The following is a 15889-nucleotide window of genomic DNA, read 5'->3' as shown; positions in this document are numbered from 1 at the left end:
GTCAAAAGTCGCTTGATACTGAGATGAGGTCAATCCATGTCGCGCCTCCCAAGCTGGTCCACCAGACTTTACCCAAATAGCCGCGTATCGGTCTTTTCCGTTCACACTATAACCACTAACGTGAACTAATCGATATCCTTCACCAACTAGTTTGTCAAAAGTCGCTTGATACTGGGCCGAGGTTAATCCATGTCGTGCTTGCCAAGCTGGTCCACCAGACTTTACCCAAATAGCCGCGTATCGGTCTTGTCCATTCACACCATAACCACTGACATCAACCAACCGATATCCTTCACCAACTAGTTTGTCAAAAGTCGCTTGATACTGAGCTGAGGTCAATCCATGTCGCGCCTCCCAAGCTGAACCACCAGACTTCACCCAAATAGCGGCGTATCGGTCTTGTCCGTTAGCTATTGCTTGGATTGTGGTGTGAGGAATTTTCTTTAACTGGATAACATTTTGAGCAAGTACCTTTGTGTTTGTCTCGGTATTGCCAATACTACTAGTAAAGTTGTTGGGAGCGGCAAAAGCGGAACTGACTAAAGTTGAAAGTAACACTGCACTAGAAGCAGTAAATGTTAAAGAGCGTATGAACATATTAGTAAAATAAATCTGTAATAATGTATTGGGTTTTTGGGCTGCACTAACTAAATAGGTTGGTATTTGTTTTTATGCAATACCAGGTAGCAGTGCCGACAATTATAGATACTCTTGATTTACAGACGATTCCAGAATTCAGAATACTGATATTTTATTTAGATATTTTAGGTATAATTATGCTAATTGACTTGATCTACAATACTTAGTATCTTAAAATTACTTGTATTAGAAAAAATTATCAGGGATTGATTTATTGTCAGGAAGCGCTGTACGTAAAATGTTAGGTCTAGCGATGGATGCGACGATTGGTATTAAATTAATTAACCTAGAAAAATAGTAGTGTTTGCTCAAAGTACCTCTGTTAATGGCAAGCTGATTAGCCAAACCCAATTTTTATGGGAAGTACCTTGACTCGACGACGGTCAGTCGCGGCTATCTAAACAAAGCTTGTATAGGTAGGTTTGTTAATTTCTAAATTGTATTCGTCTAGATATTTTGTAATAATCCTAATGACACAGATTAAGCCGGAAGTAAAGCGCACAGAAGAATTGCGCCAGTTATTGCAACAAGCTAGCTATGCTTATTACGTCCTAGATGCTCCCATTATGGAGGATGCAGTCTATGACCAGCTATATCGAGAATTGCAACAACTAGAAACTCAATATCCAGAATTGACAGCACCTGATAGTCCAACTCAGCGCGTGGGTGAAAGACCGGCAACGCAGTTTACCTCGGTGCGGCATAATATCCCTTTGTACAGTTTGGAGAATGCCTTCAATATTGATGAATTGCAAGCCTGGGATCAGCGTTGGCGGCGACAAATACCAAAAATAGATTTAGTGGAATATGTCAGTGAACTGAAAATTGATGGTTCTGCTTTGGCTCTTACCTACCAAGATGGCATTCTAGTTAGAGGGACAACTAGGGGTGATGGGGTGACAGGTGAAGATATCACCCAAAATGTGCGGACAATTCGCTCAATTCCCTTACGTTTGAATTTTGAAGGGTTAGAAATTCTCGAAAGGGTGGAAGTGCGAGGTGAGGCGTTTTTGCCATTGGAAGTGTTTAAACAAATCAACGAGGAAAGGCAAAAAGCAGGTGAGCAATTATTTGCTAATCCCCGTAATGCCGCAGCTGGTACACTCAGGCAACTAGACTCGCGCATTGTTGCTAAACGGCGGTTAGATTTCTTTGGCTACACCTTGCACATTCCTGGTAGAGATGACACCAGTATTGCCAATACTCAATGGGAAGCGTTGGAGTTGCTAGAAAAGATGGGTTTTCGAGTCAACCCTAACCACAAACTCTGTGCTTCGATCGCAGAAGTGGCAAAATATTATGAATACTGGGATACGGAACGGCTGAATTTACCCTACATGACTGATGGGGTAGTAGTGAAGCTGAGTTCTTTTAAACTTCAGGAACAACTAGGGTTTACGCAGAAATTCCCCCGTTGGGCAGTAGCCTTAAAGTATCCAGCCGAAGAAGCACCTACCCGTGTGGAAAATATTGCTGTGAATGTGGGACGAACGGGGGCGTTAACACCGTTAGCTGAGATGCGCCCGGTGCAATTGGCGGGGACAACAGTTTCCCGCGCCACTTTACATAATAGCGATCGCATTGTTCAATTAGACATCCGCATTGGTGATACTGTCATTGTCCGCAAAGCTGGAGAAATCATTCCAGAAGTGGTGAGGGTAATCAAAGAACTCCGTCCGGCTGACACTGAACCTTTCGTGATGCCCACCCATTGCCCAGTCTGTGGTCAACCTGTGGTACGAGAATCAGGTGAGGCGGTGACACGGTGCGTCAATGCTTCCTGTGCAGCAATTCTTAAAGGTTCCATTGAACATTGGGTAAGTCGTGATGCCTTAGATATTAAAGGCATGGGCGAAAAGTTGGTATATCAACTCGTTGATAAAGGTTTGGTACATTCAGTTGCCGATTTATATGAGTTGACAACAGAGAAATTATCTGCATTAGAAAGAATGGGGCAAAAGTCGGCAGAGAAATTGATTGATGCGATCGCTCAATCAAAAAATCAATCTTGGTCAAGGGTATTATATGGTTTAGGCATCCGTCACGTTGGCAGTGTAAATGCCCAACTGTTGACTCAAAAGTATTTTACTGTAGACCAGTTAGCCACAGCAAAGCAATCAGATATTGAAGGCATTTACGGTATTGGTGCTGAAATTGCCCAATCGGTGTATCAGTGGTTTCGGATTGATGCCAACCAAAAATTGATCGAACGCTTGCAAGCAGAAGGATTGCAACTAACTGCCACCGAGGAAACAAAAACAGTTGGCGATGGTAATCAAAAGTTCGCAGGTAAAACTTTTGTAGTTACGGGTACATTGCCAACCTTAAAGCGTGATGAAGCAAAGGCTTTGATTCAAAAAGCTGGTGGGAAAGTGACTGATTCAGTGAGTAAAAAAACAGATTATTTAGTATTAGGAGAAGATGCCGGTTCTAAGTTAGAAAAAGCAGTTTTGTTGGGAATTACGCAGTTAAGCGAGGCGCAATTGTTGGAGATGATTGAAGATTGAATTAGGGACTGGGGACTGGGCAATACTGCTCGGATAAGCAGGGGAAGCAAAACTCTTCCCATGCCTCCATTTCTCCCCCTGCTTGCCTCAACCAAGAAATTCCAAAACCTACGCAGTATTGGGGGACTGGGGACTGGGGACTGGGAAGAATAAATATGTGGTGGATCTTTGCGAATGTGTCTACATGAATTGCCCCTACTCGAACTGGGGCAAATTATTTGGATCAATACCCTGAGATTGTAAATAAGCAATTAGTCTTTCTTTTTGCTGACGTTCTTGTTCAGCACGTTGACTTTCTTGTTCAGCACGTTGGCGTTCTTGTTCAATCTGTTCCACAGCCCACGGTAACAAATTCCCAGCTTGATCCCACCAGCGCAACCAATAACCAGTGCGCCCTTCTTTTGTTCCTTGCCAAGCTCCCAAAAATAAGCCCATTACATCAATCCAATGACGACCATTCTCATCGGGTAGCTTTAAATCATAGCGTTGATTTTCTAGTTGATAATATTCTAATAAACCGCCATTAGGTTGAAAAATTATGTAGATGGGAATCTGCAAAATATTCTCGTAGAAAAACCATTTTCCCGGTGGATATGTTCGCTTTACCGAATATTCTCCACCTTCAGTATCGGAGAGAAATTCGATGGCGATCGCGGGGATATTTCCTTCTAAATTGGGTGTATAACTTTTGCGATTACCTACAATTTCATTAACCAACGGCACATAAACCCAGTCAGGTGCTTTGGTAACTAATTGTCCGTTGACTGTTGCACAAAGACCAAAGTTAGAAGCGATCAACATCTGGGGTTGAATGAATCCACTGATTTCTAGGCTTTCACGCAAAGCACCAGCCAAAAGCGGCTGATCTGTATTCTCCACTGGTTCATCCTCTAGTTGAAAATCCTTGGGTAAGGCTTCCCAAGTGATGACCAGTTCTGTTGGTGATTTGGCTTGGGTGAGTTGGGTTGCCATAAACACAGCATGAATTTATTTTCGATCTTATCGCTTCTAGGATGGCTATGGAGGCATTGGGGACTGAGTATTAGACGAAATCAGTACTCCATTCAGCTAATAGGTAAGGTAAACCAGAATGTTGCCCCTGCATTCAATGCACTGTTGACACCAATCTCACCGCCGTGGGCATGGATGATTTGCTTACACAGATACAACCCTAATCCCAAACCTACAGAATTGCCGATATTTGCACCCCGAAAGTAAAGATCAAAAAGTCGATCGCTTTGTTGTTTACTAATTCCTACGCCGTTATCACTGACAGTACAGTAAATCATGTCATCCTTAGGGGTAGCATTGATTGTCAAGAGCAATCCAGGGGGATTATGTTTCAAAGCATTGACAATTAAGTTAGAAAAAACTCGCCATAGTTGCGTGGGATCGGCATTCACCAAAGGCAAATCTGCGGATACCAGATTTGTCAACTTGGCTTGATTTTGTACTAGTAATGGCTCTAAATCAGCGATCGCAGCTTTGACAACTGCCAGTAATTGTACTGATTGATGTTGCAAAACAACACCCTGTACCTCGCTAACATGAGTTTCCATCAACGAATTAATTAAGTTCAGTTGGCGATCGCTACTTTGAATCATCCGCTCTAAAATTGAGCGTGAAACGGGGATTGGGGAAGGTGGGGCCCCCTCTGGGGATAAGGGGTAATGGGGATTAGGGATTGGGGATTGGGAAGAGACTTCTTCAATAGTTCCCTCTTGTCTCCCTTGCCCTTGATTCCTAGTCCCCAGTCCCCAGTCCCCAGTCCCCAGCCCCTGATTTAGCAAATTCTTCAATACCATTAAAGTACCCAGCACTGGGTTGCGTAAGTCGTGGGAAACGGCATGGAAAAATACTCTTAGTTCTTCTTCAGTTTGCTTACGCTGGGTAATGTCTTCAATCAAACCTTCGTAGTAAAGCAGTTTTCCCTGTTCGTCAAGCACTGCATAAGCTTTTTCCGAAATCCAGACAATACTCCCGTCTCGGCGATAAATTTGGGACTCAAACTCTGAAACACTGCCATACTTTTCCATCAGGCGCACAAATTCTGCCCGGCGGTTCGGATCGACGTATAATTGCTCAATATCAGTGAAATTTGCTGTCACCTCCTCCGGTAAGGAATAGCCATAAATTCGTGCTAAAGCAGGATTTGCCGTAATGTAACGTCCATTGGGACTGCTTTGAAAAATCCCTTCAACGGCGTTTTCAAAAATGCTGCGATATTTAGCTTCTGCAACCTTGAGTTTCTGATAGGCAGATTCTAGTTCTTGACGGGCGTAAAACTCAGAACGTTGCAGGCGATCGTACAGATAAACACCCATGTCACATATAGTACAAAACCAAAAAATGTATAAAATGAACGTGACATTATATATTTCTGGATGTTCGGGGATTGGTGTTTTTAGCCCAAGTGCCGTATTCACACCAAAATAGTAAACCAGCACACTCACTTGAGTCAGCAAGTGAAGAATCCAGCAAACGGGCATCAATACAGCTTGGCTCAAAAACAGCAGCGACCAACCGATGGTATCGGGTAGCGCAAAACCTCTAAGAGTTGCAAATAATTGCGATGCTAAACTAATTGACCAAGAAGATCCCAAAAATAATAAATCTGGATGACGACGACCTAACTTAGTTTTATGTAAAGCAAAGCAGATCAGTATACTCAGCAGCATTGCAATATTGATTACAAGGCGTTGAGTTGTAAATACTTCTCGCAACTGCTGCAACTCTGCAAAAGGAAAAAACAAGCTGTAAATATCTCGCAAAGTAAAAGACAACAGACAAATCAGCGCCAGCCATAACCATAAACGTAATCTCTGCCACAAAAAACGGTTACGCCAATCTTTGTAAAGAGTAGTGATTTCATCTGTTGTTGGTGCAGAAAAGGTTTTTCTCCACCAGCTTTGCACTGTTCTAAATGGAGTAGCCATTAGCATCCGAGCAACTTTGCCCATACCTTGAGGGTGTTTCCCTTACTCAACATTGCCATAATTAACACCCTCTCATTTTTTGGTGATTTATGGGTGAATTGTTGCCGATGAAGTGAAGAGAGGTAGTGTAAACCAAAAAGTTAATCCACGCTTGCGGTTACTAATAACACCAATGTTGCCGCCATGCGCCTTAATAACTTTCCGACAAAGATACATTTTTAAGCCAATGCTTGTAGAGCAACAGTCTTGGGGATCGCGGACATGGAGATCGAAGAGGCGATCGCACTCTAGTTTACTCATTACTACACCGTCATCTTGAATCTGAGTGCGAATCATTCCCGCCTCAACGGTGGCACTGAGGGTAAAGTTTAATCCTGGTGGATTATTGTGCAAGCTATGTGTGATTAAATTTACCAAAACTTTCTGCAACTTAGTCCCATCTGCCATTACTAACGGTAAATCCGCAGGAACCAAGTTCTTCAGAGTCGCTTGATTTTGTGTCAGCATTGGTTCCAACTGGGCAAATGTTCCTCCCAGTAGGGTGCTAAGTTGCACGGGTTCGTGTTTGATTTCAATACCCTGTTTTTCACAGGAATTAATTTCTAGCAATGAGTTAATCATTGTTAGTTGGCGATCGTTGCCTTGAACCATCCGCTCGATAATTGAGCGAGATATTGGGATTGGGGAAGGTGGGGTCCCCTCTGGGGATAAGGGGTAATGGGGATTGGGGATTGGGGATTGGGTATTGAGAGGAGACAAGGGAGAGACTTCTTCAATAACTCGTCCTTGTCCCCTTTTTCCCTGATCTCCAGTCCCCAGTCCCCAGTCCCCAGTCCCCACTCCCTGATTTAACAAATTCTTTAATACCATCAAGTTACCCATCACTGAAGTTCGTAAATCGTGGGCAACCGTATGCAAAACAACATCTTTGACGCGATGCAATTTTTCAACTTCTTGCATTTTCTGCTGCAATTGTGCTGTTCGTTCTTCTACTTGGTGTTCTAAATTAGTGTTAAGTTCTGCTAATTTTTGGTATATCTGGCTTTGGTGAATGGCGATCGCTACCTGTTCTGACATCTGCTGTAACAAATCAATTTCTATTGGCTGCCAATGACGCGAACCGCAGCATTGATTGGCAATTAATGCCCCAAATAATTCGTCATCTAGCATAATTGGTATAGCCAGACTAGCTTTCGTTTGGAATTTCTCGCAGTGTGCTTTGACTTTCGGAGATATGGTTATTTGCGTCATGTCTTCAACGACACGCACAAAATTATCTTTTAGTAAGCTTCGCAATTCTTGTAGATAAGCTTCGTCATTAGTAGACCATCCTGAGACTGATGGATATTTGGGATCTACTGATTCGGCAATAGTTCTAATTCCCAAGTTGGCATTGTTTAAAGCAATGAAAACTCGATCTGCTTGCAGAAATTGCCTGACTTCCGTCACGGTGGTTTGCAGAATTTGCTCTAAGTTAAGGGAAGAGCGAATTCGTACTAGGGTTTCTGCTAACAAGCGATCGCGTTGGGCACAAAGGCGTAATTGTGCTTCTACCTGTTTGCGTTCTGTAATATCGTGATGCACTGCTAAAATGCAGGAAATGCCATTTAAATCAATGACTTCGGCTGAAAGCATCGCTGTAATCATCTCGCCGGACTTTTGCCGATATTCAACTTCCAAGTTTCGAGCGACTCCTGTAGCTTGCAACTCCTGTACTAAATTCAGGCGATCGCGATCGTGTACCCAGAGATTTAACTCAAAAGCAGTTTTACCAATCGCCTCATCTCGCTCATAACCTGAGAGTTCCACAAAACTGTCGTTAACTTCGATGAAACGTCCTTCTTGTAGCGTGCTAATGGTAATTGAATCGGGGCTACAACTAAAAGCTTTTGCAAATTTTTGGGCAAGATTTTGTAAAGCGACTTCTCCTTGTTTCCGATCTGTGATATCCCGAACAATTGCTAGTACCTCATCTTGACCACTTACTACCAACCGCGCCTCATAATCTCTGATTCCCAAAGGCGTTGGTAGTTTATATTCACAAGTTTGTAAAGTTCCAGAATCTAAAGTTTTAGCGATCGCTACTTGGCTAATGGCTGCAACATCACTAGGCAATAACTCTTCCAAATGTTTGCCAACTATTTCTTCTCGCGAAAGAGTGACATTTGCTCCCTCACTTTTCAAATCTAGATACTCGCCATCACGGCTGATACGAAACATCAAATCAGGGATAGCATCTAAAATTGCTTGATAGCGCGCCTCACTTGCTTGCAATTTTTCTTGGGCTTGTTTTTGCTCTGTAATATCCATAACTAAGCCATTCCAAAGCAAATTGCCTGCTTCTTGTAGTGCGGGTTGCGAAGTAACTTGAATCCATTTAAGTTTCCCACTAGGCGTAATGATCCGACCTTCCCAATACCAAGGTTTACCAGTGGTGCGACAAACAGCAATAGATTCTACAAAAGCTTTTATATCTTGTGGATGAATCACTTTATATAGCACCTGATAGTCTGCCTGTATAGCTTCTGGTTCTAATTCATACAAATATTTACAACCAGAACTAATATAAGGGATAAATATAGAACCATCCTGCCGTTGCAGAATTTGAAAAATCATCCCCGGTAAATTGGCAGCAGTTGTTTCCAACAGAGCGATCTTCTCTGGTGAAAAATCTGATTTATACGGTGATTTTACAGTTTCATCCACTCTTAGACCCTTTGATATATAAGCAATTGGCATAATATTCAAGGCAATCATAGCCATTCTGAAAGTTTTTTAGCTGTCGGCACGATCACTAACAGCAAAAAAAAGTGGCTCTACTTTCAGAGTAGTTCTGGATGTTGCGATCGCATACACCCAATCGGGTGAACCATTTGTCAGGGGTAGAATTAGTTCAGTTGAAGTCGTTAAGCAAGTTGCTTTACATCTGTGGAAAACTTGTGGAAAAACTCTGATATTTTTCCACAAGGTAATTATACTTAATTAAGTTTAACTAGGAAAATACTAAGTTTTCCACAGTTTTTTCCACAATTTCAGTTAAATTTAATCAATTTTTATACGTTACTTAATATTCTTGACTAATTCTTGAGCCGTCTAGACAAATGATTCAGAGTGCTGGTTGTGGAAAACTTAATCTATTTTCACGATGGTTTTTGGGAACGGCTAGTGATATTGATGCGATCGCTCAGTTGGCGTAGGGTTTGTGCTAGAGTGCGATCGCTCTGGTGAAGTTGGGTAATTTTATCGCAGCTGTAAATCACCGTTGTATGGTCTTTACCACCAAACTCCTCGCCAATTCTCGGCAAACTCAGGGATGTATGTTGACGCATTAAATACATCCCTATTTGACGCGCCCAGCTAATCTCTCTTCGGCGCGAGTTACCTTTGAGGTCGTCTATTAAAACATCAAAATTATCCGCCACAACCTTTAAAATAGCTTCTGGGGTAGCTGCCATTTTTTCATTAGGCGGTTCTAAAACTGGTGTAATATTTTCCACCGTCATCGGTAAGCCCCAAATAGAAATATAAGCCACTGCCCGAATTAAAGCTCCTTCTAATTCTCGAATATTAGAAGTATAGTTAGAAGCAATATACTCAATCACATCGCGGGGAAGACTAATATTTTCATCCTCGGCTTTTTTCTGCAAAATTGCCATTCTCGTTTCTAAATCCGGCTTTTGGATATCCGCGATTAACCCCATAGAAAACCGAGAACAAAGACGTTCTTGTAAACTAGGAATCTGGTTAGGAGGACGGTCAGAAGCAATGACAACTTGTTTACCAGCCTCATGTAAAGTATTAAAAGTATAAAAAAATTCTTCTTGAGTGTATTCTTTCCCTTCTAGAAACTGAATATCATCAACTAATAAAAGATCAGCGGCTCGGTAATGCTCTCGGAAACTCTGCATACTATCCTTCCGAATTGCTGTAATTAAATCATTAGTAAACTGCTCAGTAGAAACATAAAATATTTTACAATCAGGACAAATTTCCCAGCGATAATGACCAATAGCCTGCATGAGATGAGTTTTACCCAAACCGACACCACCGCATAAAAACAAAGGATTGAACTCTTTACCTGGAGATTCTGCAACTGCCAAAGAGGCTGCGTGAGCCATCCGATTGTTAGCACCAACTACAAATCTTGAAAAGACATATTTAGAGTTCAATTCAGTAGTTTTATGATTGTGATTAGGAACAGCTTCAGAAATAGTATTGGGATTTGGTGATTCCCAAGAAACCTCTCGTTCACTAAAATGAGAAACTTCGTCACCTTGGGCAACAGTAATGTAAATTCCTACCGGATGACCGAGAATATCTTGTACTACATGAGCAATGGTATTGATGTAATACTTCTGCAACCAATTACGAGCAAATGGGTTAGGAGTGCGAATAACCAAGCAATTATTTTCTAATCGCTCCGCACTAGCAGTTTTGATCCAAGTTTCAAAGGTAGGTCGGGATAGTTCAAGCTTTAGGCGCTCTAGTACCTGACTCCACAGACTTTCTATGGGAATTTCCATTATCCACCACGTCACAATAGAAGAGAGAGCATCAATTTAGCATTGAGACACGCTAGACCTAAAATAAGCTTTTAAGTTGTAATCATTTTGGGACATACCCAGTAGGCAAGATCCTAACACCCACTGACCAAACTGAGTGCTGAGTGCTGAGTGCTGAGTAAAATAAAATTTCTCAGAGCTTTTGTACCCAGTATATGCATCGTCCCTCATGAGCGGTTTTAACTCAGCACGGGCTAAACGCCCCGCTATCCATGTACAGCACTATTAACTCAGCACTCAGCATTATCATTGACACGGAGAAGCAACGACACATGAAGACAATAAACCATCACTCAGCGCCCAAAAAGATAAATACCAGGCGTTTGCCCCACAGATGGGGGGTAAATAATATTCTGGGGATGCTCTCATACGGGGTAGCAGTGGTGTTCCTGGGGAGCTGCTCTCTTCTACCTGCTAAGACAATTGAGGCTCAACAAAGCGAGACTCAAGCCCAAAAGACAATAGAACCCAATTCGGCAATTGTCCCACCGCCGATTTTTTCTTCGTCTGGAGATCCTAATTTTATAGTGAAAGTAGTGCAACAGGTGGGGCCTGCGGTAGTTCGCATTGATTCTTCTCGAACAATCACTTCTCGCGTACCAGACGAATTTAACAACGATCCATTTTTCCAGCGGTTTTTTGGAGATGCAACGCCACAGCCTAGACAACGCGTAGAACGGGGTAGTGGCTCTGGATTTATCATTAATTCTTCAGGTCAAATTGTGACCAATTCCCATGTAGTAGACGGCGCTGATAGAGTGACTGTCACACTTAAAGATGGCCGGACTTTTGATGGTAAAGTTTTGGGTGAAGATCCGGTAACGGATGTGGCTGCGATTAAAATTGATGCGAATAATCTGCCAACTTTATCTGTGGGTAACTCCGACACTTTGCAACCAGGAGAGGCTGTAATTGCCATTGGTAATCCATTAGGCTTGAATAATACCGTCACTTCTGGGATTATTAGTGCTACTGGTCGTTCTAGTAGCGATATCGGCGCTAGTGATAAGCGGGTTGATTATATCCAAACGGATGCAGCGATTAACCCTGGTAATTCTGGTGGCCCATTGCTCAATGCTCGTGGTCAAGTGATTGCGATGAACACAGCGATTATTCGAGGCGCTCAAGGTTTGGGATTTGCTATCCCCATTAACACTGTACAAAGAATTGCCCAGGAATTAATCGCTACAGGCAAGGTGGATCATCCTTATTTGGGTGTTCAGATGGTGACATTGACACCAGAAAATAAAGAAAGAATCAAAAATGTCGCTGGCGATCGCTTAAATCTTACAGCAAATGAGGGTGTTTTGCTGGTAGAGATTGTGCCGCGATCGCCTGCATCTATAGCCGGACTAAGAGTTGGTGATGTAATCAAAAGCATTAACAGCCAGCCTGTGACTAAAATTGAAGAAGTACAAAAGCTAGTAGAAAAGAGCAAAATCGGTACTAAATTACCAATAGAAGTAGAACGCAATGGCCAAATTGTCCAAGTAGTAGTCCAACCTGCTCCTTTGCCCGTAAGACGTGAAGGATGATGTTTGTCATTAGTCATTAGTCATTAGTCATTCGTCATTAGCCCAATCCCCAATCCCCAATCCCCAATCCCCAATCCCCAATCCCCAGTCCCCAATCCCCAATCCCCAATCCCCAATCCCCAATCCCCAGTCCCCAATCCCCAATCCCCAATCCCCAATCCCCAATGCCCATTACTTAAAGGAGTTTTATCATGACTGAATTAGCGCCAATAATTCAATTAGGGAATCCAACATTACGCCAAAAAGCTGCTTGGGTTGAGAATATTCAAGATGAGCAAATCCAAAAATTAATTGAAGACTTAATCACCACTGTGGCCAAGGCTAACGGCGTGGGAATTGCTGCGCCTCAAGTAGCACAATCCTATCGTTTATTTATCGTGGCTTCCCGTCCTAATGCCAGGTATCCCAACGCCCCGGAAATGGAACCTACAGCCATGATTAATCCCAAAATCATTGCCCATTCAACTGAAGTTGTCAAAGATTGGGAAGGTTGTTTAAGTGTTCCAGGAATTAGGGGGTTAATTCCTCGGTATCAAGCGATTGAAGTAGAATACACTGACTCTCAAGGCAATTTACAAAAACAAGAATTAACCGATTTTATCGCTCGGATTTTTCAACACGAGTACGATCATCTCAACGGTATCGTATTTGTAGATCGCCTAGAGAACACTCTCGATATGATTACTGAGCAAGAATATCAACAACGAGTAGTTAACAAATAAATGGGAGTGGGGACTGGGCAATAAGGAACGTGGATTAAATAAGATGCAAAACTTCATCCTGTCTCTAGCTTCCCTCTCCAATATATCGGCTACGGTGTACACACAAGTCTTGAAATCCCACCTAAAACTCGGTTTCGTTGCCCTAGCCCTAAAATAAGGGGGAGAAATTGAGTTTCCAGTTGCCCAAAAGTGGGGTATTTATGGAGCTAAAAGGCATCAATAGTTTTTTTCCCCTGCCTCCTTAAGAATTACGAATTACAGCAGATTTCAGGTAAATGAGGTACAAAACTGCATACAAAGTCATATACCAAGAGACTTTAAACCCTATTCCCTATTCCCTGTTCCCTGCTGTATTTAAGCGTGTGATTCACAAGAAAAACGCCGAACGGCACGGAAGCCACTTGGCAATAGATGCGTGGAGGAAGTGCCAACGGTGGTTTTAACCACTGTCAATATTCAACCGTGATGTGGGTCTTCAATATACCTTTTAATAACATCTGCCGAAACCTGTCCAGCAGTAGAGTAAAAATAGCTATTAGTCCATAGGCTAGGCTCGCCACAATTGATATAGCCGTGTTGCTGGCATTGTCATATATAAAACGTCACCATCACTGAGGTTGGTTTCTAACAAATCCCAACCATGAAGAGTTTGGTGATTAGTTTCTACGTACAAAGGTACACAGTCAGCAGACATGGCTACATCTTTCACCCATTGACCACAAAAGGCGTGTGAAGCTGTAATCACAGTGGCAAAAGCCACCCAAAGACTATCTGCTGTGATGCCGTTGCCAAGGATGCGTCCCCCTAGTGCAGCAGCGGCAAAAGCTGGGGCTGCTAGTTCAGCCGGACTCAATACGGCCTCGAAGCCAAATAGCTGTTGCGCTATGCCAGCAAAATCGGGATCGGCATAATGAACAATCACCGGAATGCTGGGTGTCAAGCCTTTGGCTTTGAGGGCAATTTCTAGATTGGTAGCATCATTGCTAGTAACAGCAAGCACTGCGGCGGCAGATTCTATATTGCTGGCTTTGAGTATTGTGCGGAAGCTGGCATCGCCCTGAATGACGGGAATACCCAGTTCGCGGGCGGTGTTGATATATTTGTTGTTGGAGTCGGGTTCTACTACTACAACTTCATGTCCACTGGCGTGGAGTTGCTGGACAATTCTGACGCCAATGCCACTCAAGCCACAAACAATGTAGTGATATCGTTGGGGAATTCGGGCTGCATCCCAAAATTGCTTAAAGCGGCTTCCTAAGACAAAATCGGTGAGCATTGCATACCAAATACCAATTACCACTGCTCCAACCAGCATCATGACAACAGTAAATAACTTAATACTGTCAGGAGCATTTTCTACTACTTTGTCATTACCACCCGCTCCCGTAATCATGCCTACAGAAAAATATAGAGCATCGACAGGAGACAAACTCAACTCAGCCGACGTATAAGTGAGTGTAGCGATCGCAATAACCGCCAATAGTACAACACCACCCATTACTACCGATTGCCCGTGCTGCTGAAACTGCCTAAGATTAGTTAAGACTTTCAGCAGTTTTTTAATCAACGATCGCCGGGGAGAACGGATGCAGGGTTGAGTGCCAACAATTAAGTGATCGCCTACTTGGATTTCTTGTCCAGATATGACAGCTGACACCAAATCCATCTCGCCTTTGACTGGCAAGTAATAAATTAGCATTCGCGATCGGTCTTCCCACAATTCACTCAGCTTTCGACCCTTCCATAAGTGGTTTTCATCAATGTATTCTTCGTGAATTGGCCAAGTTTGCTGAAATAATTTGATTTGTCCGATCGCTCGGTTTCCCATTGCTGCAAAGGTGAATACGGGTGCTGCTAATCCTACAACACTCATACTCAAATGGTCTGGCAAACTTTGATCTAAGCGCTCCCCTAAATTTGTATTATAAAAACGGTTGATAATCCGAATCTGGGGATTCAGCACCCGCGCCTGCATCATAATAGACAAATTCAAAGCATCTTTAGATCCAGCGATTACTAAAGTGTGTGCCTGTTGAATTCCTGCTGCTGTTAGGGTAGAAGCTGCTTGTAAATCGCCAACAATCACATCACCTGCCGTTTCGCCAGGGATAGATTGATGATGAATACCAACAACGAAGGCTCCCTGATGTCTCAGCAGACGAAAGGTTTTATATCCGGTACGTCCTAAGCCACAAACAATAATTCGGGGTTTCATGAAACGGCAGCATCTTTCTACAGGTAGGGCTGCATTTCTAGTTATTTATGAATATTGTTGCCTACTTTCCTGGAATATAACTGTAGCTGACAACACGATTGCTTGAAAAAGGGACTGGGGACAATACTGCGTAGGTTTTGGAATTTCTTGGTTGAGGCAAGCTGTTCTTGAGCAGGGGGAGAAATCGAAGATAAAGCAAAAGCTTTCGCTAAAAACATCGAAGGAAAAGTACAAGAGGCAATTGGCGAAGTAACTGGCGATCCTAAAGATAAAGCTGAAGGTAAAGCGAAACAAGCTGAAGCACAAGTCCGCAACACTGCTGAGAATATCAAAGATGAAGTTAAAAAGACTTTAGAATAGTGCAGCCGGAAGTTTCCCCTAGCTTTAATAATTTGCTCAATTAGGGGCAAGTCATGAATTCCCTCTAATTGTCTGGTTTATTGAGATTTTAGCTGGATTTACACCGTACTATTCTAGGTAGAAATTTATTTAGTCAGAAGGTTCAGTAAATAAACAGGACTTACGCAAAATACCTCTCAAACTCTTATTTCTCCGTGTTCTCTGTGTCTCTGTGGTTCGATTTTCCGTTACCTGTGCGTAAGTCCTAATAAATATTTACTGAACTTTCTTGATTAAATCTGTGTTTTGTCTGAGATTTTTAGGCATTTTGACAAGAGCGATCGCAAAATATTCTCTTAAGCTTTCACTGATTTTTTCAAAGGTGCTAATTCATGATTAATCTTCTATTTACCTATCTTTAAACGCCTATTGCT

At 42.6% G+C, this 15889-nt stretch carries 10 protein-coding genes and 2 pseudogenes; 4 read left to right on the top strand and 8 right to left on the bottom strand.

Annotation, left to right across the window (positions count from 1 at the left end; genetic code table 11):
* Nucleotides 1-597 (bottom strand): annotated as a pseudogene (locus tag V7K67_RS10745) (hypothetical protein); the annotation flags it as partial.
* A gap of 512 nt (nt 598-1109) precedes the next feature.
* Here V7K67_RS10745 and ligA point away from each other — a divergent pair.
* On the top strand, nt 1110-3146 hold the full coding sequence (ligA, locus tag V7K67_RS10740; RefSeq protein WP_334732537.1) for an NAD-dependent DNA ligase LigA: 2037 nt from the start codon (nt 1110-1112) through the stop codon (nt 3144-3146).
* A gap of 195 nt (nt 3147-3341) precedes the next feature.
* Here the strand turns inward: ligA and V7K67_RS10735 are convergent, their stop codons facing one another.
* From V7K67_RS10735 to dnaA, 4 genes are all read right to left on the bottom strand, one after another.
* Entirely contained in the window at nt 3342-4118 is a 777-nt protein-coding gene (locus V7K67_RS10735) for a Uma2 family endonuclease (RefSeq protein ID WP_334732536.1), read from the bottom strand.
* Between the two features lie 92 nt (nt 4119-4210).
* Nucleotides 4211-6106, bottom strand: coding sequence for a PAS domain-containing sensor histidine kinase (locus V7K67_RS10730; protein ID WP_335166451.1), 1896 nt, complete (start codon nt 6104-6106; stop codon nt 4211-4213).
* Between the two features lie 63 nt (nt 6107-6169).
* Nucleotides 6170-8839 carry a sensor histidine kinase gene (locus V7K67_RS10725; protein WP_442943807.1) on the bottom strand — a complete coding sequence of 890 codons (2670 nt, stop codon included), beginning with the start codon at nt 8837-8839 and terminating at the stop codon, nt 6170-6172.
* Between the two features lie 383 nt (nt 8840-9222).
* Complete coding sequence (dnaA, locus tag V7K67_RS10720; protein ID WP_334732533.1) at nt 9223-10605, bottom strand: chromosomal replication initiator protein DnaA; 1383 nt, start codon at nt 10603-10605, stop codon at nt 9223-9225.
* Between the two features lie 311 nt (nt 10606-10916).
* On the opposite strand from dnaA, the gene V7K67_RS10715 reads away from it, so the two are divergent.
* A complete protein-coding gene (locus tag V7K67_RS10715) occupies nt 10917-12179 on the top strand; it encodes an HhoA/HhoB/HtrA family serine endopeptidase (protein WP_334732539.1) in 1263 nt (420 codons plus the stop codon).
* A 27-nt stretch (nt 12180-12206) separates the two neighbouring features.
* Here V7K67_RS10715 and V7K67_RS10710 read toward each other — a convergent pair whose 3' ends face one another.
* Nucleotides 12207-12344, bottom strand: a complete 138-nt coding sequence (locus tag V7K67_RS10710; protein ID WP_335166447.1) for a hypothetical protein — start codon at nt 12342-12344, stop codon at nt 12207-12209.
* A gap of 26 nt (nt 12345-12370) precedes the next feature.
* Between V7K67_RS10710 and def the strand changes: the two genes are divergently transcribed.
* A complete protein-coding gene (gene def, locus V7K67_RS10705) occupies nt 12371-12901 on the top strand; it encodes a peptide deformylase (protein ID WP_334732532.1) in 531 nt (176 codons plus the stop codon).
* 456 nt (nt 12902-13357) lie between these two features.
* Here def and V7K67_RS10700 read toward each other — a convergent pair.
* Together V7K67_RS10700 and V7K67_RS10695 are read right to left on the bottom strand one after the other, a co-directional pair.
* Nucleotides 13358-13453: pseudogene (locus tag V7K67_RS10700) on the bottom strand (transposase); the annotation flags it as partial.
* Nucleotides 13449-15116, bottom strand: coding sequence for an NAD-binding protein (locus tag V7K67_RS10695; RefSeq protein WP_334732531.1), 1668 nt, complete (start codon nt 15114-15116; stop codon nt 13449-13451). The gene V7K67_RS10695 and the pseudogene V7K67_RS10700, both read right to left, overlap by 5 nt.
* A 183-nt stretch (nt 15117-15299) precedes the next feature.
* On the opposite strand from V7K67_RS10695, the gene V7K67_RS10690 reads away from it, so the two are divergent.
* Entirely contained in the window at nt 15300-15476 is a 177-nt protein-coding gene (locus V7K67_RS10690; RefSeq protein ID WP_334707433.1) for a CsbD family protein, read from the top strand.
* The last annotated feature ends 413 nt before the right edge of the window (nt 15477-15889 follow it).

Origin of the sequence: Nostoc sp. (assembly GCF_036917155.1) — a bacterium.
GTDB lineage: Bacteria > Cyanobacteriota > Cyanobacteriia > Cyanobacteriales > Nostocaceae > Nostoc.
Note: the sequence above shows the minus strand (reverse complement) of the source record. Positions and strands in the feature narration are given on the sequence as shown.